Origin of the sequence: Rhizobium sp. BR 317, assembly GCF_047445835.1 — a bacterium.
Lineage (GTDB): Bacteria > Pseudomonadota > Alphaproteobacteria > Rhizobiales > Rhizobiaceae > Rhizobium > Rhizobium paranaense.
This window is the reverse complement of record NZ_JARWLB010000027.1, coordinates 29,271-53,371: the sequence shown is the minus strand read 5'-3', so window position 1 is coordinate 53,371 and position 24,101 is coordinate 29,271. Positions and strand designations below refer to the sequence as shown.

Below are 24,101 nucleotides of genomic sequence, written 5' to 3'. Positions count from 1 at the left end.
GATTCAGTCTCTAAGTTCGATCCAGACCGGGGCGTGGTCGCTTGCATGAGGCAAAGCGCGGATCGACTTATCGACACCTGCCCGTAATAGATCGTCCGCCAATGGAGGACTGAGCAGGAGATGGTCTATGCGCAAACCCGCATTGCGGGCAAAGGCGTTGCGGAAATACTTCCAAAATGTGTAGACGCGCTGATCCGGGAATAGATGACGCAATGCATCGGTCCATCCTTGAGAGACGAGATCACGGTAGGCGGCTCGCACTTCCGGCCGAAACAGTGCATCATCGCGCCAGCGCTCAGGCGCATAGACATCGAGGTCGGTCGGCATGACGTTGAAGTCGCCGACGAGCGCGACAGGTATTTCCAACGCGAGCAGCTCTTCGGCATAAGCGGTGAGGCGCTGGAACCAGCGCAGCTTGTAATCGAACTTTGGCCCGGGCGCCGGATTGCCGTTCGGGAGATAAAGACAGCCGACAAGTATGCCGTTGACCGCTGCCTCGATGTAGCGGCTGTGCGTATCATCCAAATCGCCCGGAAGTCCGCGTCGCGTCTCTATCGGATCGTGTCCCCTTGCCAAAACGGCAACGCCGTTCCAGCTTTTCTGGCCATGCCAGATGGCACCATATCCAGCCTTTTCGATTGCGCGCCAAGGAAACTTCTCGTCGGGCGCCTTCAGTTCCTGAAGGCAGACCACATCCGGCGAGGCCTGCGCCAACCACCGGAGGAGAATGTCGAGGCGACCGTTGATGCCGTTGACGTTGAAACTTGCGAGCTTCAACGACGTCAGCGCCTCGAATTGCGGGCGCCGCGATCGCCTTCGCCAGGCTTGGCTCCGCACTTGGCCCGATAGAGACAATCTGGTGGAAGCGTCGGACCGATATCGGCACTCTGCTCGAATTGAGCCTTTTCGTTTCGGCGAACGTAGCGATTGTCGGCGCCGATATCGATGAGTTCACGCTTGCTCATGAGATGCGTCCTTCCAGCTTGCTTCGTCTGCAGAACGCAGGCGCAGGAAAAAAGATGCAGGTGCCGGAAGGTCCGTGTTAAGAGCGTCGGCAGGTCACACACTCCCAGCTTCGCGACTACCCATTGCTATCCGGCTAGAGGCGATTCTTGAGCATTTCCGCCGTGACGTTTCGGCCGCGCCGGAAAACACCCAGGTCCGTCACTTGGTCGCCTTCGACGATGAACGCGATAGACGCGCTGCGGCGGTAACCGGCAATCCCGCCACCGGCCCGTCGCGGACGGTCCCGGGCTCTGGAAGCGTCCTGAACCCGTCGATAAGTTCATAAATGCCACCGACATAGTTGCCGGCGATAATCGGCCCAGCCTCGGCGGTGATATCGTCAAAAATCTTGTCAAGCTCGGCCTCGGCCAGCTCGTGTAGTCGGACACGGTAATCCATCCGCTACTTGGCTTTTGCCAGCGCGTCCCGGTGCTTGTTTTCGAAGCGGGCTCGGGCATCCTCGAACGAAACCGCCTTGGACGGATGGCGCTGCAGCTCTGCGTACCGGCCCGGGATCTCGTCGTGGACCCAGCGCTCAAGACCATCTTCGAACTCTTCGAGCATGCGCAAGCCGGCATGGATGGCTTCATTGCGGTCATGGTAACGACCGGATTCGAGCTGACGCTGAATGAACCGCTCGTCATGCTCAGGTAGGTTTTGGCGGTTGCGCATCATGATCTCCTTGGCCTAATTATGGGGTGGCTGTAGACTTTCCGCAATGGCTTTGTCCGTGTTGCAAGGTCACAAGCGGTGAGAGCAATTCGGGCTTTCCGAGCAATACCGTTCATCCTAGTAGCGGTGTGGGCAAAATGCAGGTCATATCCGGCGCAACACCCATACGGCCAAAAGGTCGGGGATGTTAAGCCAAGTGACACCCTTGGTCTCACCTCATCATTCTTGCCTGCGACAGATGCTCCCCTATGTTGACGAGAATGGATGTACAGGAGAACAAAGTCTCGGCGAGTTCTATGGACGCGCCCACACAGATGCCACTCCAGGCGCCAAACCCTGTTATCATGGCCGAGGTAGAACTCTTTCTGAGAGGGCGAACCCGCGATATCAGGCTAAAAGGTGAGCTTTATCGCCTCTTTCAAGAACGCTCCTGGTTTCGAACGGCTAAGATCATTCGTTCCTGGATGATCTGGGTCGCGCTGATAGATGTGCTGACATTGGGCCTCAACGCCATCCTGCTTCCAAAGGCGATCGTGCTGTCGATGCTTGCGCCGGCCTGCATCCTCCCTCCGGCCGCTCTGGCCACTGCCTTCATCTGGAAAATCCCGCGCGCTTTTGAGCTCCAAAGGATCGTCTTGATTGTCGGTATGTTCTTTATCCTCCTCTCCGTAGCGCTCGTGGGCGTGAATGCGGGAGGTGAGTTCTACGAACGGCATTTGACCATCATGCTGTTCGTGGCCATTACCGCGATCATCATTTTTGCCATACCGCTGGTGTGGACGACGATGATCGCAGTCATGGCGCTTGGTCTCTATTTGTTTTTCCAGATGTACAACCCGAATGTCGAATTGGGAAGCTCGGAGGCCGCAACGCTGTTCTTCGCCAGCGGCATCGTCGCAACGGTGGTTGCCCGGCGCACCATGACGATTTTAGCCCAGAAGACCTTCCTTCTTGAACTGCGCGACAAGAGCCGAGTGGCGGAATTGGCGGATGCGAATGCTCGGCTCGAACTTCTTGCGAGAACGGATCCCCTGACCGGCATCGCCAACCGAAGGTGGATGATGGAAATGCTCAATCGTCTCTGGAGTGGGGATAGCCAACCTACAGAGGGGATTGCCATGCTGATGTGCGACATCGATCATTTCAAGCTGCTGAACGACAGTCTCGGCCATGGCGAGGGAGACCGTTGCCTTGTAAAAGTTGCCGGCATTATTCAAAGCAGCATGAGAGGAAATCGCGACCGTGTGTCACGCTATGGCGGCGAAGAGTTTCTGATTGTGCTTCCCGGTGTGAACGAGGAAGAGGCAATCGCTGTCGCCGAAAGAATTCGAGAAGGTGTAGAAACTGCCTCCCTTCCGAATCCTGCATCTGGAATGTCGTCGTGCGTCACCGTCAGCATCGGGGTCGTTTACATACCGCACATCAATACCGCCTCGCCGGAGCAGCTTCAGAACCGGGCTGACAAGGCCCTCTACATTGCCAAGCAGTCTGGCCGAAACCGTGTGGTGCTTTACAAGGCAAGCTCGCCGAACGCATAAGCTTTCGTTGCTTGCATCAACAGTCCGCGGCCAGACGGCTGGTGACGGCAGCCGCGTCGATCCGAGAGACGGTGCCAAACACGTCAATTCAAAGGTTTGATGGGCGCCGCAGCGAACGAGTCGATGCCTTCGAGTTCGACCGTCTGGAGGAATTGTTCAAACGCCTCCACGTCCGTGTCGAACACATCCATCCACACCGTGATATCGAGCCCTTCATCGATCACCTGAAGATTCCATCCACGGCTCTCACCGAACGGTCGAAAAATTTCGACGACCACACTTGTTCCCTCGGTAATATACGGCCGAGACAAGGGAGAATATTCAAAGTGCGGATTGCAATCACTATCCGCACTGGCTATCGCGTCCGCCATACATTTTCTCCCGACTAATGCCACGCCCGTAAATAGAGCAACTTGCGGAGCTGGCTTTGCTTGGTCACACCGATCTGAAACCAATGGACAAGCTCTCGCGCCGCCTCCTGGGCTTCCGCGCCCGCTTTCTCGCAACACCGATCCTCGCAGTAATCTCTCAGAAGAGCCTGCATCATCATAACGTCTTCCGGATAAAGCGGCGGCATCCAGCCGCCAGATGCCTGGAACATCCCGTCCTCCTATCAGAGGTCAAACTCCTTCATCAGACAGTAGGCAAAAAATCCGGCGCGCCAATTAACTTTGACATAGGGACCGCGATTTTCGCAAGGAGGACGCTTACTGCGACCGAACGAGCTGTTTCGAAATCGCGTTCCGTCAAAGGCAAAACGCAGACTAACGCTTGCACCGGAAAAATTCTGTTCCTGCACGCCACACCCCGCACCTGTGAGGCCAGGGAACCGTGAGCCGCCAGCCGAGTTTTGTTCTCATCGCAAGGAATACAGCAATGCATCTCACGGACACCAAGGAGAGAAAATCATGCCTGACAACTCGAAGACATCTCCCGCAGTGGTATCCATGAGGCGGGAACAGGCTGCACAGCGGCGAAAGGCCAATAAGGGTGAGCTCGATGTGGGCCTCGAAAATACCTTCCCGGCATCGGACCCAGTGTCCGTGACCCGCAGCGACATTCCTTCAGGACGCGCGGATGCGGAGGAGGCCCAACGGGTGAAACGTCAGGCTAGTCCCTCGGCCAACACGGGCGCTCGGCTGATCAGCGATCGTGTCGCCTTTGAGCGAGGTCGAGGTGACGATGGGCAGCGTGATGTAGAGGCTGCGGGGTTTTCGGACTCTCCATCGACGGCGAGAAGCATGCTTGCTGATTTTCGGGAGCGCGTGAGGGAACGGCCCCTTCTGGCTGTCGGCGCCGCGGCAATGGCGGCGTATATTTATGCGCTGATATCTCATCGGGAATGAACGAAAGGCGGGGATAGGTGTCGGTCCCCACGTACCTCTGAATAGGCACTTTCTGATTCCATTGAGATCGACCTACATCGCTCACACGAACAGCGATCGCTTCATGGCTAAGGACACAATTTAGAGTGCGAGCGATGTCGTCGATGTCACTGGGACGCTCGGTGAGTCCCATGACGCGTGTCTGGAGAATGAAGTGTCGCGGAGAAACAAAGGCGGCAAAAACAGCGATCGCGGTGAAGACGTCAGCCTGACGTTCAGCCGTCCTTTCTCTCCGGGTCCGGGCGATCAGGCCGCACATCGCTTTGAGGGCGTCCGACACCACCAGAAGCTCCGCCGCCACCATCGTTTTCATCGTTGTCGCGAGCAAAATCGACTGCCCTGGGCAAACGCAGACGGATACCGTTGCGGTCCCCTTCCTCCGGCCTCAAGAAGGCGTTGGTCTTTTTGAGAACATCCATCGTCTGATCAAGGTTCGACCAATGGAAGCTGTGGACGTACCTCTGGCCGAAGTCCAAAGTCCTAATGAGAGTGTCCGGGTCACCGTGGGTGGACATCAGGCTCAGCCCTTCCAGGCAATTCGAGCGATATATCGTTGGGATGATAATGCGTGACTCGTTCGCGACAGCAAGCTCGGCGTTCATCATAATTCGTGCCGATCTTCCGTTGCCGTCCGAAAATGGATGAACCACGGCTATCATGAACATCATAAAGACGGCTCGATCAAACGGAGTATCGAGACGACTGTAAATTTCGAAGCCTTTTTCCAAGGTGCCGATGACTTCGTCGGGTCTGACGAATGTCGTCACCCCTGCCCGGTTCGACTTGGACTTGAACTCTCCCGGCATGGTCTCCGACCTGCCGCCCAACATAAGCGCATGCCTCTGTTTTAGGAGACCGAGCAGTTCTTCGAATTTTTTTGGCGTCTTAGCCATCTCCTCACGGCTAGAAACGATGTCGAAAGTCCCACGAATATCATGGGCATCCGCAGGTCGGTCATTGTGGATGCGCCCTCCAAAAATGATATCCTCCGCTTCTCCAATCTCAAACTCTGTTCCTTCATTGAAGTTGGAGAAATAGGCTTCGAAGAAGGCGGCGTGAAGCGTAACCGGTGTCCCGCTCCCACGTTGTCCTCGCCGCGCTGATCTGTGATCCGCTTTCCATGGGTGAGCAAAGGGAGTTTCTCCATGGAGAGTACACTGGAGTTTCTCACGACCAGGAAGTCTGGACGTGAGCCGCATCGGCATTGGCCAGACGAGGTGAAGGCGCAGATCGTTTCGGAGAGCCTTCGGCCGGGAGCGCTGGTGAATGAAGTTGCAGAACGCCACGGCCTAAAGCCAAACCACCTCTCGACTTGGCKAACGATGGCACGGCAGGGCAAGCTGGTTCTGCCAGCACCTCAGGATGCGGTGGAGTTCGCGGCGACCAGCGCCGCCAGCCCGTCGTGACCTTTGCGGAAGTCGACGGGCTTGGTCGCCGCCATTGTCAACAGCCACAAGCAGAGTCAGATCGACGACCTGCTACCGTGGAGCACCCGATCTACGTCTCGGACCGACGGCCAAATGCGGTGAGCAAAACCGCACCGATCAAGCCCGATGTCAGTGAACCCAGCAGAATACCGATTTTCACGTGATCCTGCACGTTCGGATCGTTGAATGCCAGCAATCCGATAAACAGAGACATGGTGAAGCCGATACCGCACAAGAGAGCTACCCCGACCATCTGTCCCCAGCTCGCTTTTGCAGGAAGCTCGGCGAGTTTAAGGTTTACAAGGATTGCCACGGTGCCGAGAACACCGACCAGTTTCCCGAATAGCAGCCCTGCGGCGACACCCATGGTCAGGGGCTCGGTAAAGACCGACATGGAGACCCCAGCAAACGAGACGCCCGCATTCGCAAACCCAAAGATCGGCACGATGGCAAACGCAACGGGCTTGTGCAGATAGTGCTCCAATTTATGGAGAGGAGATTCTGCGTGCGTGGCTTCCGGAGTGCCCGGCGTGAGTTTCAAAGGGATCGTCAGCGCTAATACGACACCCGCCAGCGTAGCATGGACACCGGATGAGAACACCAAAACCCAGAGCACCGCACCCAGCACCAAGTAGGGCCACAGTGCTTTCACGCCCATCCGGTTAAAGATGATTAGGTTACCGACGACAATAGCCGCACCGGAAAGTGCCAGCAGGTTGAGGTCGGCGGTATAGAACAGTGCAATTACGATGACTGCCCCGAGATCATCAATGATTGCCAACGCGGCTAGAAAGATTTTCAGCGATGCCGGGACACGTTTCCCGAACAGCGACAGCACGCCGAGCGCAAAAGCGATGTCGGTCGCCGTCGGAATGGCCCATCCCCTGAGCGCGGACGCATCGGTCCAGTTGAAGTAGATGTAGAACAGCGCCGGAAACACCATCCCTCCGGCGGCGGCGGCTCCTGGAAGGATACGTCTGCTCCAGGTCGATAGCTGGCCGTCTAGCATCTCTCGCTTTATTTCCAGTCCCACCAGCAAGAAGAAGACCGCCATCAGTGCGTCATTGATCCAGTGCTGGATGCTGAGCGGCCCGATATAGACATGCAGGATATCGAAATACGCGTCCGCCATCGGCGAATTTGCTGTCGCGATTGCCAGTGCGGCAACAAACATCAGGATGATACCGCCTGATGCCTCGTTATCGAGAAAGTGGCGGAGAGTGGATTGAATGCGGCCCTTGGACATCGTCGAAGACATGGGTTCGCGCTCCTTGTGAGAGGTTGATCGTAGTCTCCGTGGATTTCGGGGGAACCCGCAGCACCGCAGCACGCGCTGTGGGAAATATCTAGCGACTATCCGTCCTGATTTCTACAAAATTCGACCCGCATGAGCCAGATATGGGCCATCAAGTAATCAAGCGTGATCCTTGCAAAATACCCGCGCCGCATTTGCATGTTGATAGAGGTGCGAATTCAATGTGCCAGCGGCACACCGCTTACCGTGAAGCAATCCTTGATCCTGTTCCCTCGTGAGGCGAGGTGCGGCCGGTGCTCGACCACGCAATACGTCGTGCAGCGTGTTGAACAGGTTAACACGCTTGCTGTCATAAGGCGTTCCGAGTTTGTGAGAAATTGCCAATGGCGACGTAAGCTCGACATCTTTTGTGCCGAGCAATGTTCCGATCATTCCGTCTAGTTCAGTTGCATTGGATTCTAGGTTCAGCGCTTTGCCGACTGCCTTGATCCGGTCCCGTAGAACACCCAAACCGTCAAGACCCGTTTCCCTGTCGTTACGCAGGCGTTGAAGAAGAAACCCTTCCACTTCCTGACGTGATACCGTTCGAGCCACGCCATTTCTCGCTCGTGACTGCACCATATTCTCGACGAGCATTCGAGCCTGCGACGAGATGTAAAGCCCAGACCTCATCGGTTGATCATCTTCCGGCAAAGGCTGACCCTTGCGCACCTTCAACGTAACTCCGGGTAATTCGATCTCTCGGTTTGTTGGGCCAACCAAAAAAACAGAACCGTCGGCCGCAGGCTTTCGCTCGAAAGCTATCCTGTCAACGATCACTGAGTTCGGCACCGAAACAGCTACGATGTCCCAAAGCTTTCGTTTCACAAGCTGCTCAGGGTCGTCGCGCATGTTAGTCGTGTACAAGCGGCCGCCGAGCCCACGGAGCTGTTTTGCTTCCACACCCCTCGCAATTGTTTTGGAAGTCGCCGTTGTGGAGAGAACGAATTCAGCAAACACAGGCAATTTATCACCTTAAAACGCTTCAAGAACCGATTTTTGGTAATTTTTACGACTTAACAACGTGACACCGACAGTATGTGTCAATTTTTACCACTTAAGAGCATTAATCCGTCAAGTTTTGCTGTTTAATGGCCGAATTCATCCGTCTCAACGAGCGTTCAATGTCCGTTTTCGCGAGTTTGGTCGAAAAAATTCACCGTCGCCTTGGCGTCTTCTCAATCAACGACACCAACGCCTCTTCCAACCGGGCAATTGACCGATCCTCGTCGACAACGAACAAGTCGATCGTGTCCAACTTCGCAGCGTCGCGCTTCCCCTCAAAATTCAGCATGCGTTTCCCAGGATCATAGGTAACGAGAAACGCGATATTGGCGGCATTCTAGCGGTAGATTGTATTGACCGAACGGAACTCCTTCTTCGGACGTCGGGATAAGATGGGATCGAAGCCGTTCTCCGCCATGACTGCAATCATCTCATCGAGACTGACGCCATGCTCAAGAATTCGCTGGCAGTCCTGTGCTCGGCGGCAAACTGCAGAACCGAGCCCTTGTCGAGCATCCGGCTGCGCCGTCACCGTTGCGTCGTTTCAGATGACCCTCCTCAATCAATCGGACAAGGGTCTCGCGCGTTACGTTCAGCTCGACCCGACCTGAGCATTTTCCTCCGGACGCTTGAGCACGCCCGGCCGCCTGCGGGACGATTTGATTGGCTCGCAGAGGATCACGAGAGCTTCAAAGCCCACTTTTGACGGCGAGCCAGGTGCGACCTTAAGCTCAGATGCTGCTCATGTCCGGATATTGAAGGCACAATCAACAAGTACATACTTACTGATTGAAAACTCCGCCGAGACCACCGCGACGTTTCAATCGAACTGCTACCGTGACTTTTCATCAGGCCAACCAATGATCAGTGGTATCGCCATGCTTGCGACCCTTCCGAGCGGCAATCGCTTGAACAGTCGGACACAGATAAAAGTCGTTGCCATCGCGCCCGCCAGTTTTGCCCATGGATAGCGGCCGAGCTGGGCGTGCGCGCTCGCGTCTGCCCAATCGAGGTTCGATTTGACGACGGTTGTTGTCTGCTGCGCAACGGCACCTAATCGAACTCGCAGATTTTCGATCTCATCTCTGAGGTTGGCGATCTCACTTTTGAGATGGTCAAGGCGCTGTCGTTCGGCGCCCATGTCGTCAATGGAGCTTTGAACGCCTTCTTCCGCCGGTGCATCAGCCTCGAGCGCGGCGAGATGAGCCTGCAACTCGGCATGGGTGCGAAAGCCATCCGGCCGGTTAGAAGTGTTCATGGCTGCCTCCCTGATGGGGAAACAAGTCGCAGTTGTCGTTTCCGGAAGCGGTGCGCTCGCGCGTGAACATCCCATCTCTCCTACGGTCGCTGGATCACAGGAGAACGCGTCAGGAGTCAAAAGGATGCATAACGCGCATTTGCATGGCCTCTATGCGAGCCCTTTGAAGTAGGCGCGGTTTCCCGCGCAAGGATCAGGCGGGATAACGGCGATCATGCCGCCCACGGGGCCTATCGCGGGAACATAGCTCCTCGTCATTCATTTATTAGTGCGGTCTCCAAGGCCGCAGCTCAGGTGTTCACGCGGGTCACCGGAGCTTGAGCCCGCCTTGCTTATCGCGCGGCGGGCTCAGACATTTCACAGGCTATATCGCCCAGGCACTTAAGACGCCATCGCATAGTGGCGATGCGCAGATTGCGCCGCATGCCGCGTTCTGAACCGTTGTACCAGATCGGCGAGGTTCTCGGTTTCCTGGGTCAAGCTCTGGGCGGCTGCCGTGGTTTCTTCCACCATGGCGGCATTTTGCTGGGTCACCTTGTCCATTTGGTCGCCGGCAGCCGAGACTTCTCGCAGGCTTGCTGCCTGTTCACGAGCCGCAACGGCGATCTGGGCAACAGTCGAACTCATGGCGATGACCTGCTCGACAATTTGTTCGAGCGAAATGCCGGATTCGCCGACAAGCTGCACACCGGTCGTAACTTKGGCGGAGGAGGTGGAGATCAGCTCCTTGATTTCCCTGGCGGCACTCGCAGAGCGCTGTGCGAGTTCACGCACCTCCTGGGCGACGACGGCAAAGCCCTTGCCTGCCTCTCCCGCGCGCGCCGCTTCCACGCCGGCGTTGAGGGCGAGCAGGTTGGTCTGGAAGGCGATTTCGTCGATAACGCCGATGATGTTGCCGATCTTGGACGAAGAATTTTGAATCTCCGTCATCGCGGCAATCGCGCGGGAGACAATCGCGCCGCCATTCTCCGCAGTGGCGCGTGCGGTCGCCACGGCGCTCTGAGCATGACTTGCTCCTTCCGCCGTGCCGTTGACACCCCGCGTGACATCGCCGAGCGCTGCGACCGTTTCCTCGAGCGAAGTGGCTTGCTGTTCGGTACGACGGGCAAGATCGTGGGATGCGGAGGAGATTTCCGTGAGGCCGGATCTGATCGTGCCGACGGCACGGATGACGGAGCMCATGGCCTCTTCCAGGCTGGAAACCGCGCTGTTGAAATGATCCCGAATGCGGATGTAGCGGCCGTCAACCTCACCGACACGCACGGTAAGGTCACCCTTTGCGAGCGCATCGAGACCACGGGAAATCTGCTGGAAGGCGTGTTCCATGATCTGGGCATCGGAAAGTCGCTCTGCTTCCTGGCGCAAGCGCTCTTCCTCGGCGGCAAGGCGAGCGCGCTCGGCATTGGCCTCTGCGATGATCTTGGCGTGTCCCGTCTCCTGGAAGACCTTCAGCGAACGTGCCATGGCGCCGAGCTCGTGACGATGTTCGGTGCCGTCGATCGCCATCGTGTCGTCACCGCGGGCAAGGCGCTCCATTGTCCGTGCCATTCTTCGGACAGCAGAGGAAATCAACTGACCGATGAAATAGGCAAGCACGAGACCGATCACGATCAGAAGTCCGCTGATCACCAGCGTCGAGCGGGTCGCGGACGCAACCGTCGTATCGACCGAACCGTCGAGAGCCTTCTGTGCATCCATGACCGTCGCCTGCAGATCTTGGAAGCCAGTGGCGATTTTCGGCGCCAGAACATTAAGTTCGCTATCGCGGATCTTGTTGGTCGCCAGCATCACGTCTCTCACGTCGCCAAGGCGGCCTGTGTAGTTCTGCATGAGCCGACCGGCACCGAGAATACGTTTGTGCTGCAATTCATCCTTTGCAGCTTTGGCGGCCGCGTCGTTCAAGGCCATGGCATCGTTCAGCGCCGCCTGTGCGGTATCGTAGGATGCCAAATCACCGGAGTGGATAAAACGCTCGGAGAAATAGAGGCTGCGGTTCAAGGCTTCGAGTGTTGCCCCGGTCATATGCAGCAGCGTCACATCGTTCTGCCTCCATGCACTGCGCATCACGTCATTGAGCGCAATGCTGGTCCAAGGACCGAACTCTGTGACCTTGGCGATCAGAGCCTCGCGCCGGGCGTGGAGGGTTACGACCTGCTCGAAAGCCTTGCCATAGGCGTCAACATCCTGACGGATGGTCGCCATGCCCGTCTCCAGAGAACTGTTGCCGGCAAAGCGTTGGTCCTCGGCGGCAAATGCCTGAACCCCTGCACGGAAACGGTCGACGATTTCCTGTGTCGGGTTGGATCTGAAAGCTTCCACCGACATCTGGATTTCGTGGAGCTGGTTGCTGTGGTCGGAAATGGCAAGGCTCTGGCCCGCGGTACCGCGATAAGAGGAGAAGATGGACGAAAGTCCGCCCATACCGGAAATCGCGTTGACCGACAGCAAGCTCATGAGCAGGATCAGCGGCAGGAAACCGGCCGTAATCTGTGCGCGGATGCCGAGTTTATTCCAAAAGCGCAACATCATAATCCTCTTTTGCTCACTGGCTCTTCGGCAGGTATTGGGCGATATTCTGGGGCGTGACGAGTTCGAACGGCACGTTGTTGACGCGCGGCACTTGCTGGCCATTGATGAGCTTGATTGCCGCATCGACTGCCGTCGCGCCCTGTCCGACCGCGCTCTGAAGAATGGTCACATCGAGATCGCCGGCCTCCATTGCCGCGAGCGCGTCGTCGGTTGCATMGACGCCGGCGACAACGACGTCTTTCATCGACATGCCATTACGCTTCATGGCCCGGATTGCACCCAGCGCCATCTCGTCGTTATTGGCGATAACCGCGTCGAACTTCACCCCGGCCGTTAGCCATTCCTGCATCTGCTGATCGGCATAATCCCGCGACCAATAGGCGGCTTGTCGCTCGACGACCTGCAGGCCTTTGCATTCGGGCGTGGCAATGACGTTGTCGATATCCTGAGTGCGGGCGCGGGCGGCTTGGTGGAAGGGTTCGCCCATCAGCACCACGACACGTCCCTTACCCTGCAAGAGAGAGCAGACCTGCTTGGTTTCCAAGGTTCCCGATTCCGCTTCGTCGGACGCGACAACAACCTGGTTTTCCGGCAAGTCGGAGAGGTTGGAGGGAACGTTATTGATGTAGACCAGCGGAATATGGGCATCCGCCGCAAGCTTGGTCATCTGCGGTCCGAGGTCGCCGTCGGAGACTGCAATGATGATGGCGTCGACCTTGTCGGCGATCATCTGTTGGAGCTGTTTCTTCTGAAGCTCGGTGTCGCCCTTGGCATTTTGCTGGACCAGCTTCAGGCCGGAAATCGTTTTTCCATGCGAAAGGACGCCGTTCAGCACCATCGCCCGGAATTTATCCAGATCGGACATTAATACACCGATCGTTTGTGCGCTCGCAGTGGAGGCGCACATCGCCATCACGAAAGCAGCAAGTAAGGTTTTTCTCATTATTGACCCCAGGCGTTCACCGAACTGAGGACTTATAATGAGATTTTAGTTAAATTTTACTTTATGATAACCAATGCCCTTAAGCATATCTTTACGCACATGCGTGGCTTCTTGAATATATCTCCATGTAAGAGATTTCTTTATTTCGTTATCGCTAAATAATATCTCTTTACAAAAAAGACAGCATATAACTCGCCCACTTGAATGCCTTCAGCGTGGGAAAACCCTGCCATCGAACAGCTTTCGGGCAGTACGGATCGTGCCCGCTCCCTTTATCTCTCCCTGGCTGTCCAGATCCAGGAACACTTCCATGCTTCCCGTCGGATGCTCGATTTCGTAGCGGCCGTCTGAAGGCGCGTTTACCAGCTTTCCTGCTGGGCTATTCTTCAGGCGCGTGGCTGTTGCGACCGTCACCGCCGCGAGAACGCCGATGGACGCATGGACGCGGTGTGGAATGAAGCTGCGCGTGGAGATCGCTCCACCATTTGCAGGCGAAGAAATAAGGATCATTTTCGGAACGGATGCGGTCGTGACCTCGCCGAGTTGCATCATCGGTCCGCTCTTGATGCGGATGGCCTCGATCCGCGTTTTGACCGCGGCATTCGCCTCGAGGTCCTCGCGAATTTCCTTGCCGGTCAGGCCGAAGTCCGACGCCCGCATGATCACGCAGGGCATGCCGTTGTCGATAAGGGTCGCCTCGACGCCATCGATGATATCGACCTCGTTATCAGTCGGCAGCAGTGCGCCGCACATTGTTCCGGCAATGTTCGTGAATAGCAGCGGAACGGCGGCATTCGTGCCCGGCACGCCGGCGATCGAGGCCTCACCCGTATAGCTCACCCGCCCGTTCGGCGTCTCGACCTTGGCGACCGCGACCTCGCCCGAGTTGAGCATATGGATGCGAACTTCGGTGAGGTCTCCAGTCGGCTTCACCAGACCGCGCTCTATGGCGGCGGGGCCGACACCGGCCAGAATGTTGCCGCATCCCTGCGCATCGCTCACCAATGCCTGGTCAACGAAGACCTGCAGGAACAGGTAGTCCACGTCCGCGTCTTGGCGTGTGGAGGCAGAAAGCACGGCGACCTTTGACGTCAGCGGGTCCGCCCCGCCGATACCGTCTATCTGGCGCGGATCGGGCGAACCCATGATCCTCAGCAGCAGATCATCGCGTTCCACCTTATCGCTCGGCAAATGCTCGGTCAGGAAATAGGCGCCCTTCGACGTGCCGCCTCGCATCCACAGACAGGGGATGCCCTCCTCATACATATTTGAGCCCCTTTGCCGCCAACGCCTCGCGCATGCCGTAGATATCGAGGCCCAATTCCCCGGATGCCAAACGTCTGCGTTTGGCTTCTTCGTTGGCAAGCCGCTTCTCCGCCGCGGCCAGCACATCGGCCGCTTCGGCCCGCTTGACGACGCAGACGCCGTCGTCATCGGCAACGATGATATCTCCGGCCTCGATATGGGCGCCGGCGCAGACGACAGGGACATTCACCGAGCCGAGGGTTTCCTTGACGGTGCCCTGTGCGGAGACCGCCTTTGACCAGACGGGAAAACCCATCTGCGTCAGGTCCMGCACATCACGAACGCCGGCGTCGATGACGAGGCCGCAGCAGCCGCGCGCCATGGCCGATGTCGCGAGCAGGTCGCCGAAATAACCGTTGTCGCAAGGCGATGTCGGCGCAAGAACGAGAATGTCCCCTTTCCGGAGCTGCTCGATTGCCACATGAACCATCCAGTTATCGCCGGGCGGTGCTGAAATCGTCACTGCCGATCCGGCGACCTGCGTGCCGGAATAGATCGGCCGCATATAGCTCGCCAGCATTCCCTTGCGGCCCTGCGCCTCGTGAACGGTTGCGACGCCCGCCTTGGCAAGCCTTTCGATCAGGTCAGGTTCAGCGCGCGAAATGTTCTGAACGACGACTCCCATCAATGGTCTCCCTGCTTCTTTACGGGCGGTGTCCCGTGCGTATGGAAGGTTTCGATTGTCTTCAGACCCCAGGCCTGGCCCTTTTTTCGTTCCGTCTCGGTCCAGACGATGGGGTGCCAGTCGGGTGCGAGGATCAGCCGTGCACCCGAATTGGCAAGCTCGACACGATTGCCGGCAGGCTCCCAGACATAGAGGAAGAAAGTCCCCTGAATTGCGTGCTTATGCGGCCCTGTCTCGATGTGGATGCCGTTTTCGAGGAAAATGTCGGCCGCACGCAGGATTTCCTCCCGCGTGTCGGTCGCATAAGTTACATGGTGAAGGCGCCCATCGCCGCCGCCGTGTTCTTCTGTGCAGGCAAGGTCATAGGTCTTGTTGTTGACCGTGAACCAGCATCCGCCGAGGCGGCCATTGTCGAGCTGGATCATTTCGGTCACGCGCGATCCGAGACAGGTATGCATGAACCTGCGGAACTCGGATACGTCGGCTGCGAGCAGGTTCAGGTGATCGAGCCGGCGCGGATGGCAGCCCCGCGCATGATAGCGCTGGGCGAGATTCTTGAGCTTCGGCCTCTCTTCCGGCGGCGGATCGTAGCGAACCGTCTCCCAATAAATTTCGAAGATATGGCCGAAAGGATCCCGGAATCGGAACGCCTTGCCATGGCCCATATCGCCGTCGACCCAGCCGAGCACATCGTAACCGCTCGCCTCGATCGCCTTGACGCGCCGCTCAAGCGCTTCGGGCGAAGAAACCCTGTAGGCCACGTGGCCGATGCCGGTCGTCTCATGGCGCGTCAATTTCAGGGTATGGAACTCGTAGTCGTCCCAGCCTCGCAAATAAGCGGAGCTTTCGTCCTCGCCCGCCAAGGTCAATCCATAGACATTGACGAAGAAATCGAGGCTCTCGTCATATTTGTCGGTGAACATCTCGACATGAGCGAGGTGAGCGATATCGAAACATGGTTCCATTTTAAGCTCCTCCCGAGAGCGTCATCAAAGCTCGTCGACCGTACGCGGGAAAATCGACTGAAAGCCTTCCGCATATTGGGCCGCACGGCCGCCGGATTGGCCGCCGGAATTGCGTTGGAAGTGGTTGGCGCGGTTCTGGGCGACGCGGGTATAAAACTCCCAGAGATGCTCCTGCCCGTCCATGCATTCGATGGCGGCCCGCTTCTTATCCCATACGGAGGTGATGTCGAGGAACACGTCCGGTTTCCAGCCCATCTGCTCCGTCTGATGCGGCTCGAACAGGTAAAGCTGTGGCGCACCGAGGACGTTTTCGCCGGGATTGTGGCCCCAGGCCTGTGCGATCATGCGGGTTTCGAGCGCGACCTGCGTGGCATACATATGGTCGGTATTATAGGGATCGTATTGCGAGTGGCTCAGCATGAAGGAGGGTTGCACCTTGCGGATCACCTCGACGAGGCGATACTTGTCGTCATCTGTCATGCGTAGCGGATAGTCGCCGAGATCGAAGCAGATCAGGTCATGGACGCCGAGCGCCTGGGCAGCCTTTTCAGATTCGGCACGCCGCGCGGCCTTTACGCGGTCGAGCGTCATGTCCTTCTGTTTCCATAGCTTGGCGGACTCGCCTCGCTCGCCGAAGGACAAGCAGACGACGGTCACGTCATAACCTTTGTCGGCATGCAGCGCGATCGCACCCCCGCAGCGCCAGACGAAATCTGCGGCGTGGGCGCTGATCACCAACGCGGTTTTCTTGTCGGACATGGAAGCCTCCTGTTTTTCGAAACCGTATGTCGCTCCGAACGGCCGGCTTGCCAATTTTCTTTCGACGCCTTGCCCATAAGTTTTGGCTATAATGAGTGGCGACGCGACCGGTCTCGGTCTAAAGCGAGCATAGCTTCATTGAAGGGTCTGGGGATCGCGGACGATGAACCACTTAAAGATTGGCATGATCGGATTCGGCGAAGCAGCACGCGCATTTGCATCGGGCTGGACACGACCTGACGGCGCCGTCTTTTTCGCCTATGACATCAAGATCGCCGACCCGCGCAGTGCCAGCCAAATCGTCGCAGCATGCGATGAATTCGATGTCCGGCATGCCGATGAGGCCCGGCAAGCCCTCTCCGGCGCTGGGCTCATCTTCAGCGTCGTCACGGCCGATCAGGCTTTGCCAGCAGCAAGGAACGCCGCTAGCTGGCTGGAAGCCGGTGCGCTCTATTTCGACTGCAATTCCTGCTCTCCATCCGCCAAAATTATCGCAGCCGAGGCGATCGAAGCGGCAGGCGGCCGTTATGTCGACATCGCCGTCATGTCGCCCGTGCATCCGGCACGCCATCTCACGCCTCTTTTGGTTTCCGGTCCCCATGCCGAAGCCGCCATCGAGACGCTTGAACATCTCGGTATGAAGCCGAAATCCGCAGGCGAGAAAGTGGGGCAAGCATCATCGATCAAGATGCTGCGTTCCGTCATCATCAAGGGCATGGAGGCCCTGACGGCGGAATCGATGCTCGCCGCTCGCCGCGTCGGGGTGGAGAATGCCGTCATCGCCTCTCTGCAGGCCTCCGACCCGGGGATAGATTGGGCCAAGCGCTCGTCCTACAACCTCGAACGGATGATGGTGCATGGCGCGCGTCGGGCGGCCGAGATGCGGGAGGTCGCTGCCACTGTCCGCGATCTCGGACTTCCGGACAGAATGTCGGCAGCCATCGCCGACTGGCAGGACGAGATTGCCGCGCTCTCCGTGCCGGCGGATATCGATGACCTGGGAAGCCGCGCCGACAGCATCCTCGAACGGATGGATAAGGAAAGGGACAAGGGAGCCACGGCGATCCGATGAGGCAAAATCTGCGGCACCTACGCGTTTTTCTGGCCGTCGTGGAAACGGGCTCCGTCACGCGCGCCGCCGAGATTTGCCACGTATCCCAGCCGGCGGTCACGCAGGCCATATCAAAGATCGAAAAGACGCTCGGATATGCCTTGTTCTCGCGTTCGCCGCATGGCCTCTTCGTCAACGATGAGGGTAAGCTCCTGGTTCTGCGCGTGAGGCGCGCCTTCTCCTATCTTGATCCGGCGCTGGCGGAGCTTGCGCCCCGGCTCAAGGTCACCGCCACGTCGGCGCAACTGGAAGCCCTGGTCGCCGTCAGGGAGCTGGAGAATTTCACGCTTGCGGCGCGGCGGCTCGGGGTGGCGCAGCCGACCGTACATCGCGCCGTCAGCCAACTTGAAAAGGAGGCCGCGCGTCCCTTATTCGAGAGAACGTCCTACGGGACGGTTGCGACGCGCCTGGCGCAGAACCTGGCGCAGGCGACCCGCCTCGCCCTCGCCGAACTGCATCAGGCAGAGGCGGACCTTGCCGAAGCCCGCGCGCAGGAGGMTGGACTGATCATCGTGGGCGGCATGCCTCTGTCGCGCTCGTTCATCCTGCCGTCGGCCATCGCCCGGTTTCGCAAGAAGCGGCCGAAGCTGCCGATCAAGGTTGTCGAGGGTGTCTATGCCGAACTGCTCGGCGGCATGAGGCGCGGAGAGATCGATTTCCTGATCGGAGCGATGCGCAATCCGCTTCCCATCGACGACGTCGAGCAGGAAACGCTGTTCAATGACATCGTCGTGATCGTCGCCGGCAAGCACCATCCGCTCGTCGGGAAATCCCCGATATGCATAGATGATCTGGCCTCCTATCCCTGGGTGGTCGCAACGACCGGCACTCCAATCAGAACCCACTTCGACGCCTTATTCCAAGGGCAATCTCAGGGACCGAAAAGCGTGGTCGAATCCAGCTCGCTGATCCTGATGCGCGAACTGCTCGACCAGAGCGACCATCTCGGTTTCGTTTCGGGCGGCCAGGCGGCGGCGGAAATCGAGCGCGGCCTAATGACGTCCCTGCCATTCGATCTAGGCCATACCGAACGGCCGATCGGCATCACGAAACGCAAGGGGTGGCTGCCGACAGCCGCTCAAGCAGATTTTCTCGACGATATCCGCGCGGAAGCAAAAGCCACCCAAAGTCGCCGTCTATAGCCTTCCCTTAAGACTTCCTCCTCGAACGGATGCGAACACAGCATGTGCGCCGTGTGATGCCGGCGCCGCATGACCACGGCCTCTCGGAAGGCCAGACCATCCCTTTGGTCCTCAAGCTGCAGCACAATATTGCGAGCCGCTTGCGAGGCAGGCGCCCTATAGCCGCTCCTTATGCCGCGCACCTCTGATTGGATTGGAGGTTGTGGTGCAAGACGCGTACTGCTTGGCCCGTCAACGAAGCGCAGGGGTGGAGGAGGTTGGCGGCGAGCGTCGATCAAGTGCTTTCGCAAAGCTATTTTCCTCGAGCGGACCGACGCATGGGGAATCCGGAACGCTCAGCATCAAGCCTCCTGCGGACACGCGCAACAATCATGTCGGAGGAGCACATGACACAGCCAACCGTCCTGGAGATCAGGTCTTACATCAACAGCCGCCCGATGTCGCGAATGCAATGGACATTGACTGTCCTGTGCTTCCTCATCGTCTTCTGCGACGGCATGGACGTCGCCATTATGGGCTTTCTCGCTCCCGCTATCACGGGTGACTGGGGTATATCCAAGCCTGCCTTCGGTCTGGTAATGGCCGCGGCGCCGGTTGGCCTAGCCATCGGCGCGATCTTTGCAGGCTCGTCTTCCGATTGGTTCGGTCGGCGCCGGGTCCTGCTCGGCTCAGTCTTCGCCTTCGGTGTCTTAAGCCTGCTTACCGCGCTTGCTCAAAGCCCCATGGAGATGGCCGTGCTGCGTTTCCTGACGGGCCTCGGCCTCGGCGCGGCGATGCCCAACACGACAACGCTTTTGTCTGAATATGTGCCCGAGCAGAAGCGCTCCGTTCTTCTGGCGATCATGTTCACCGGCTTCAACTTCGGCTCGGCGATCATCGGCTTTGTCGCCGCATATCTGCTTCCGAAGTTCGGCTGGCATTCGGTGCTGGTGTTCGGCGGCATCGTGCCGCTCGCGCTTTCCGTGATCTTGTTTTTCGCGCTGCCGGAATCGGCCCGTTTCATGGTCGTCCGCGGGGCTCCGACCGATCGCATCCGACATCAGCTCGCCGGCGTGACTGGTCAGGATCTGAGAGCCGTATCCGAATTTACGCTGGAAGACGAACCGGTGACCGCGTCACAGCCGGTTGCGCTCCTCTTCACACCCACGTTCATCATACGCACGCTGTCGCTCTGGATGTGCTACTTCATGGGTCTGCTGGTCATCTATCTGACGACAAGCTGGCTGCCGACCATGATCAAGGATGCCGGAATGCCGATCGAAACCGCAGCCAATGTGACCGCCATGTTCCAGCTCGGCGGCACGATCGGCGCGGTTGTCGTGGGCTTTGCGATGCACCGCGTGGGATCGAAGAGCGCGATCTCGCTGTCCTATCTGCTCGGCGCGATAGCTCTGATCGCGCTCGCATTCACCGGCCTGACCTCCGCAGCCCTCGCGCTGATCGTCGGCATCGTCGGCTTCTTCATGAGCGGCGGCCAAACCGGTCTCAACGCCTACGCCCCCGGCCGCTATCCCACCTTTGCCCGCGCGACCGGCGTGAGCTGGATGCTGGGCGTCGGCCGGCTGGGCAGCATTCTGGGTTCCTCGATCGGCGGTGTATTGCTCGGCTTTGGCTGGGACTTCCGTGGCATCTTCTGCGCGCTTGCCGTTCCGGCGGCAATCGGGGCCGCCGCCATTCTCATGAACGAACTCCATGCCGCCCCGCGGACACAGGAAGCCACTCGATGAAACGCTTGCCGGCCCGACCAACGCAGCCTTAATTTTCGGGCCGGCGAACAGCCATATTATTCAAAAGATGATGTCAGACACGGCAGGGAACAGTGGGAAGGGCGCATGGCGAGTTCCCTGCCGCGTTTTATAGAAGGCTGCGTTGACACCGGAAGCGTTCCGTAAACAGTCTTCTGATGGCCGCTCTGGGAAACGGCGCGTTGGCGAGCCAAGGGAGTCGCTCACCGCGCATCGAACATTTGATCGCGTCCTTTGTTCCCGAGAACCGGACCTGACGGCAAATTTAGCCTTTGACTACGCGGCCGTTGCCTGGTCGCCGGCGGCCGCGATGCAATCCCGGCCTTTCGTCTTGGCATCATAAAGTGCCTGGTCGGCAGCCTCCACCAATTCGACTGCACTTGCGAATGTCGATCCATCGAACATGTTCGCCACTCCAATGCTGGTCGTCACGATCGATTTGCTACTTGCCCTGTGGGGTATTGCAAGTTGATGCAGTGCGGAGCGCAGAAGCTCGGCGAGGGCTAAGGCGCCGTCTCTATCCGTTCCAGGCAGAACGATCGCAAATTCTTCGCCTCCGAAACGAGCCGCGAGGTCGGACGTTCGCATGACCACGGAACGGAGCACGTCGCCGATAGCCTTGAGGCATTTATCTCCCTCAAGATGACCGTAGGTGTCGTTGTAGCTCTTGAAATGATCGATATCGATCAGCAGCAGACTAAGAGGAGAACCGTTGCGCCGTGCTCGGGTAAACTCCGTCAAGATCACTTCGTCGAATACCCGTCGATTTGCGATGCCGGTCAGCGCGTCGGTGTAGGCAAGCCCTGTCATCTTCTGAGCAAGCTGCTTCAATTGCTCCTCGGAATGCTTCATCGAGGTGATGTCMGAGACGACGACCAGCGCGGATCCATCGGACGCCAAGCGGGTGCGCAGGCTGAGCCAACGCCCGTCAAACAGAGGAATTTCCGTGTCTCGCGTGAGGAAAAGCTGCGCGGCGGAAGCCTGTATCCACTCCTCGCTGACATCCGGGCTGACATCGATCCTTTCCGCATTGCGCACCACGGCCCGGACAATATCCGAGATGTGGGCACCCGGTTGCCTGGCATATCCGGAGCGAGGAAATGCAGTACGGTACTGATCGTTGCAGAACACCAGCTTGCCGTCCGGACTGAACATGGCAAGCCCATCCGACATTTCGGCCATCGCCTGCGAAAGCACATTCTTGCTGTCGACGGCTTCCTGCGTCAGGCGCTTTTTGTCGGTGATATCACGCGTCACGCCGGCAAGCCCGATCAGATGGCCGTGGCGATCTCGCAAAGGGACCTTTGATGTCAGGAACCAGCGCTCTCGGCCACCCTCGATCACGTAGGGCTCCTCGAAATCCACCATCGGATCTCCCGTCGACATGATCTCCTGCTCGCGATCAAAAAAAGCTTGAGCCCTTTCGCGAGGATAGAGATCGAAATCGGTCAGACCGACCATCTCCGACGATTTCGTACGGCCATGATTTCGGGCGATGTTCAGGTTGGCGACCACGAAACGGCTCTTGTGGTCTTTGACATAATAAAGGTCGGGCGCTTGAGTGAGTGCGGCTCGCAGAATGTCTCGCTCGACCGTGAAGGCGTGGAAATAGGTTATCACCGAGGCCGCGACCAGGGTTGCAACAAACCCTATAATGGTGAAGCTGAGGAGTGTGATCGGGAAGTCTTCACCGCCATAGGCAAGGCCCATCGCCAGGGTGACCACGGGCACAGTGGATGCTGTGGCCACAATTCTTTTTAGGTTCATCGGCTGCCGGCGGAGCAGAAAATGCACCGACGACGCGAGGAGCGACACAACGATGATCGAGATCAGGCCCGTTTGAACTCCTGCTCCCCCCATTGCAGTTCTGTAGATGACCGTAAGCGAGCCCGTGACCAGGATAGCCAACGGACCGCCATAGACTGCCGATACGGCGAGCAAGGTCGAGCGTAGATCGAGATAGTAACCGCTATCGATCTCGATGGAGAGCACCATGGAAGTGATCGCTCCCAGCCCCATCATCAAACCAAAGGCGATTTTGGCTTGAACCTCGGAGAGCCGATAGAGTCGGTAGTGGAGGTGCATCCACACTGAAATGAGGAGTGAGACGGCAGCAACATTGCCGATCAAAACTTGCCAAGCCACGATCACTTATCCAAAATTTTAAAAGAAGTTAGCCTGGATTCTTTGATGAAGTCTGAATCTCGGCAGCAGTACCAGCTCTTCTAACCCTCTCGTGAAGACACTGGTAATGCGGCTCTTCTGAGGAATCTTCGCCACCACTGTTAGGAGCGCGACATAGGCGACGAATCGCAGACGTTTCTCAAGCGCTCACTTCCGTCCGGGCCAAAGCCAGGACAAACAAAAAGAAGACAATTTTTGTAATGAATTTTTGCTAAGGAGGTCATAGCAAACTTCGTTCGCAACAATCTTGCGCGAAGAAACACTCGGAAACGTAGAGACGTATGCCGTTTATATGAGCCGACTAGCCTTGCGTCAGTGAATTGAAGCAGATTCAAGGGCACTGATCATGAGGCATTTGCGTATTGTCGCAACTTTAATCTCAACGGCCATAAGCGGCATGAACGTTCCGGCTCTTGCCGAACAGCTGCCAATCCCGGCCGTCGAACAGGCCCCCGCCGGCGCTGAGAGGACGGAATCTCTGCCCGTAGGGATGGGGATGAAGCCAGGGCAATGCCCCGGTTTTGGTCGCGATCCCCGGTTTGGCAGCCATGGGATGGCGTTCGGGAACGGCTTGCCCCTCCCCCCGCCGCCACACGGGATGCCTGGCGATTTTCCTCCTCATCCGGATCCCACATTGGAACTCGCAAGCAGACTGTCGGCCATGGAAACTATGATCGGCATCCATGTCGCCCAGCTTGATGCCTGGAGGGACTATACCGCCGCACTGGCGGACTTTCTCGATGTTCCGCACCCTATGCCGCAAGGGCCTTTTTCAGCGCCGGAAACGAAACCGTCAGGTTCCGATACCGCTGCAGGGAAACCGTCCGGATTGTTCGGCGAAGAGATCGCCGATCACGTATTGAACCAGGCCGTCAAAGCTCGCGTGCTGAAAGACAAGGCGGCTGCGCTTCGCACCGTTCTGACGGCTTATCAGCTTCAGAAGCTTGAGGATGCCGAACGGTCGCTCGATCCAGGCCCTCCTCACGGGTTCCATTAAAAACCAAGGCTTTCCGCCTTTATGGATAATCCATTTTACCTCCTTCTCCATCCGACGAGGACCGGCCCCCCGGACGCGTTTCGTGCGATCCTTGTCGGTTGGATGGAGTGGCCCGTAAAACGGCCGAAAGGTCCGGGGCGCCCCGCCCGGCATCCCCGGACCAACCTCTTCACGGATATCTTCGCGCTTATGTCTGCGCCGCAGCGAAAACT

Annotated in this window: 24 protein-coding genes; 7 read left to right on the top strand and 17 right to left on the bottom strand. The window is 57.9% G+C overall.

Going from position 1 to position 24,101, the window contains the following annotated elements:
• Nucleotides 1-3: 3 nt before the first annotated feature.
• The 4 genes from xth to QD357_RS28530 all read right to left on the bottom strand — a co-directional run bounded on the left by xth (nt 4) and on the right by QD357_RS28530 (nt 1,680).
• Nucleotides 4-777 carry an exodeoxyribonuclease III gene (gene xth, locus QD357_RS28545; protein ID WP_183938614.1) on the bottom strand — a complete coding sequence of 258 codons (774 nt, stop codon included), beginning with the start codon at nt 775-777 and terminating at the stop codon, nt 4-6.
• 5 nt (nt 778-782) lie between these two features.
• Nucleotides 783-965, bottom strand: coding sequence for a hypothetical protein (locus QD357_RS28540; protein WP_183938613.1), 183 nt, complete (start codon nt 963-965; stop codon nt 783-785).
• A 199-nt stretch (nt 966-1,164) separates the two neighbouring features.
• Nucleotides 1,165-1,404: a type II toxin-antitoxin system RelE/ParE family toxin gene (locus QD357_RS28535; protein WP_246451283.1), complete on the bottom strand. Its 240-nt coding sequence runs from the start codon at nt 1,402-1,404 to the stop codon at nt 1,165-1,167.
• 3 nt (nt 1,405-1,407) lie between these two features.
• Nucleotides 1,408-1,680, bottom strand: a complete 273-nt coding sequence (locus QD357_RS28530) for a type II toxin-antitoxin system ParD family antitoxin (RefSeq protein ID WP_414125548.1) — start codon at nt 1,678-1,680, stop codon at nt 1,408-1,410.
• Between the two features lie 257 nt (nt 1,681-1,937).
• On the opposite strand from QD357_RS28530, the gene QD357_RS28525 reads away from it, so the two are divergent.
• Nucleotides 1,938-3,215, top strand: a complete 1,278-nt coding sequence (locus QD357_RS28525) for a GGDEF domain-containing protein (protein ID WP_183938654.1) — start codon at nt 1,938-1,940, stop codon at nt 3,213-3,215.
• Between the two features lie 83 nt (nt 3,216-3,298).
• On the opposite strand, the gene QD357_RS28520 is transcribed toward QD357_RS28525, so the two are convergent.
• Both QD357_RS28520 and QD357_RS28515 read right to left on the bottom strand, forming a co-directional pair.
• A complete protein-coding gene (locus QD357_RS28520; protein ID WP_414125547.1) occupies nt 3,299-3,586 on the bottom strand; it encodes a hypothetical protein in 288 nt (95 codons plus the stop codon).
• A 14-nt stretch (nt 3,587-3,600) separates the two neighbouring features.
• Nucleotides 3,601-3,816 (bottom strand): hypothetical protein, encoded by a 216-nt coding sequence (locus QD357_RS28515; protein ID WP_183938610.1) that lies wholly within the window; start codon nt 3,814-3,816, stop codon nt 3,601-3,603.
• Nucleotides 3,817-4,123: 307 nt separating this feature from the next.
• On the opposite strand from QD357_RS28515, the gene QD357_RS28510 reads away from it, so the two are divergent.
• Nucleotides 4,124-4,561, top strand: coding sequence for a hypothetical protein (locus QD357_RS28510; RefSeq protein ID WP_183938609.1), 438 nt, complete (start codon nt 4,124-4,126; stop codon nt 4,559-4,561).
• Between the two features lie 254 nt (nt 4,562-4,815).
• On the opposite strand, the gene QD357_RS28505 is transcribed toward QD357_RS28510, so the two are convergent.
• Nucleotides 4,816-5,799, bottom strand: coding sequence for a Fic family protein (locus QD357_RS28505; protein ID WP_414125546.1), 984 nt, complete (start codon nt 5,797-5,799; stop codon nt 4,816-4,818).
• Here QD357_RS28505 and QD357_RS28500 point away from each other — a divergent pair.
• Nucleotides 5,746-6,006, top strand: coding sequence for a transposase (locus tag QD357_RS28500; RefSeq protein ID WP_414125545.1), 261 nt, complete (start codon nt 5,746-5,748; stop codon nt 6,004-6,006). The two genes, QD357_RS28505 and QD357_RS28500, sit on opposite strands and share 54 nt — an antisense overlap.
• Nucleotides 6,007-6,097: 91 nt before the next feature.
• On the opposite strand, the gene nhaA is transcribed toward QD357_RS28500, so the two are convergent.
• From nhaA to QD357_RS28455, 9 genes are all read right to left on the bottom strand, one after another.
• Nucleotides 6,098-7,285 (bottom strand): Na+/H+ antiporter NhaA, encoded by a 1,188-nt coding sequence (gene nhaA, locus QD357_RS28495; RefSeq protein WP_414125544.1) that lies wholly within the window; start codon nt 7,283-7,285, stop codon nt 6,098-6,100.
• 156 nt (nt 7,286-7,441) lie between these two features.
• Nucleotides 7,442-8,281 carry a hypothetical protein gene (locus QD357_RS28490; RefSeq protein ID WP_414125543.1) on the bottom strand — a complete coding sequence of 280 codons (840 nt, stop codon included), beginning with the start codon at nt 8,279-8,281 and terminating at the stop codon, nt 7,442-7,444.
• An 877-nt stretch (nt 8,282-9,158) separates the two neighbouring features.
• On the bottom strand, nt 9,159-9,584 hold the full coding sequence (locus tag QD357_RS28485; RefSeq protein ID WP_183938604.1) for a hypothetical protein: 426 nt from the start codon (nt 9,582-9,584) through the stop codon (nt 9,159-9,161).
• Between the two features lie 381 nt (nt 9,585-9,965).
• Nucleotides 9,966-12,110 carry a methyl-accepting chemotaxis protein gene (locus tag QD357_RS28480; RefSeq protein ID WP_414125542.1) on the bottom strand — a complete coding sequence of 715 codons (2,145 nt, stop codon included), beginning with the start codon at nt 12,108-12,110 and terminating at the stop codon, nt 9,966-9,968.
• Nucleotides 12,111-12,126: 16 nt separating this feature from the next.
• Nucleotides 12,127-13,056, bottom strand: a complete 930-nt coding sequence (locus QD357_RS28475) for a substrate-binding domain-containing protein (RefSeq protein WP_414125541.1) — start codon at nt 13,054-13,056, stop codon at nt 12,127-12,129.
• Nucleotides 13,057-13,266: 210 nt separating this feature from the next.
• A complete protein-coding gene (locus QD357_RS28470; RefSeq protein ID WP_414125540.1) occupies nt 13,267-14,322 on the bottom strand; it encodes a 4-oxalomesaconate tautomerase in 1,056 nt (351 codons plus the stop codon).
• Nucleotides 14,315-14,986 (bottom strand): 4-carboxy-4-hydroxy-2-oxoadipate aldolase/oxaloacetate decarboxylase, encoded by a 672-nt coding sequence (locus QD357_RS28465; RefSeq protein WP_414125539.1) that lies wholly within the window; start codon nt 14,984-14,986, stop codon nt 14,315-14,317. The genes QD357_RS28470 and QD357_RS28465 overlap by 8 nt, the downstream gene beginning before the upstream one ends.
• The gene (locus QD357_RS28460; protein WP_183938599.1) at nt 14,986-15,951 is read right to left on the bottom strand and encodes a VOC family protein; all 966 of its coding nucleotides are present in this window, start codon (nt 15,949-15,951) and stop codon (nt 14,986-14,988) included. The genes QD357_RS28465 and QD357_RS28460 overlap by 1 nt, the downstream gene beginning before the upstream one ends.
• Before the next feature lie 24 nt (nt 15,952-15,975).
• Nucleotides 15,976-16,710, bottom strand: a complete 735-nt coding sequence (locus tag QD357_RS28455) for a PIG-L deacetylase family protein (protein WP_414125538.1) — start codon at nt 16,708-16,710, stop codon at nt 15,976-15,978.
• Between the two features lie 163 nt (nt 16,711-16,873).
• Between QD357_RS28455 and QD357_RS28450 the strand changes: the two genes are divergently transcribed.
• The 3 genes from QD357_RS28450 to QD357_RS28440 all read left to right on the top strand — a co-directional run bounded on the left by QD357_RS28450 (nt 16,874) and on the right by QD357_RS28440 (nt 20,690).
• Entirely contained in the window at nt 16,874-17,782 is a 909-nt protein-coding gene (locus tag QD357_RS28450; RefSeq protein WP_414125537.1) for a DUF1932 domain-containing protein, read from the top strand.
• The gene (locus QD357_RS28445) at nt 17,779-18,963 is read left to right on the top strand and encodes a LysR family transcriptional regulator (RefSeq protein ID WP_414125536.1); all 1,185 of its coding nucleotides are present in this window, start codon (nt 17,779-17,781) and stop codon (nt 18,961-18,963) included. The genes QD357_RS28450 and QD357_RS28445 overlap by 4 nt, the downstream gene beginning before the upstream one ends.
• 386 nt (nt 18,964-19,349) lie before the next feature.
• Nucleotides 19,350-20,690 (top strand): MFS transporter, encoded by a 1,341-nt coding sequence (locus QD357_RS28440; RefSeq protein ID WP_183938595.1) that lies wholly within the window; start codon nt 19,350-19,352, stop codon nt 20,688-20,690.
• A 294-nt stretch (nt 20,691-20,984) separates the two neighbouring features.
• On the opposite strand, the gene QD357_RS28435 is transcribed toward QD357_RS28440, so the two are convergent.
• Complete coding sequence (locus QD357_RS28435) at nt 20,985-22,853, bottom strand: diguanylate cyclase (RefSeq protein ID WP_183938594.1); 1,869 nt, start codon at nt 22,851-22,853, stop codon at nt 20,985-20,987.
• Nucleotides 22,854-23,553: 700 nt separating this feature from the next.
• Here QD357_RS28435 and QD357_RS28430 point away from each other — a divergent pair.
• The gene (locus QD357_RS28430; RefSeq protein WP_414125535.1) at nt 23,554-23,889 is read left to right on the top strand and encodes a hypothetical protein; all 336 of its coding nucleotides are present in this window, start codon (nt 23,554-23,556) and stop codon (nt 23,887-23,889) included.
• Nucleotides 23,890-24,101 lie beyond the last annotated feature (212 nt).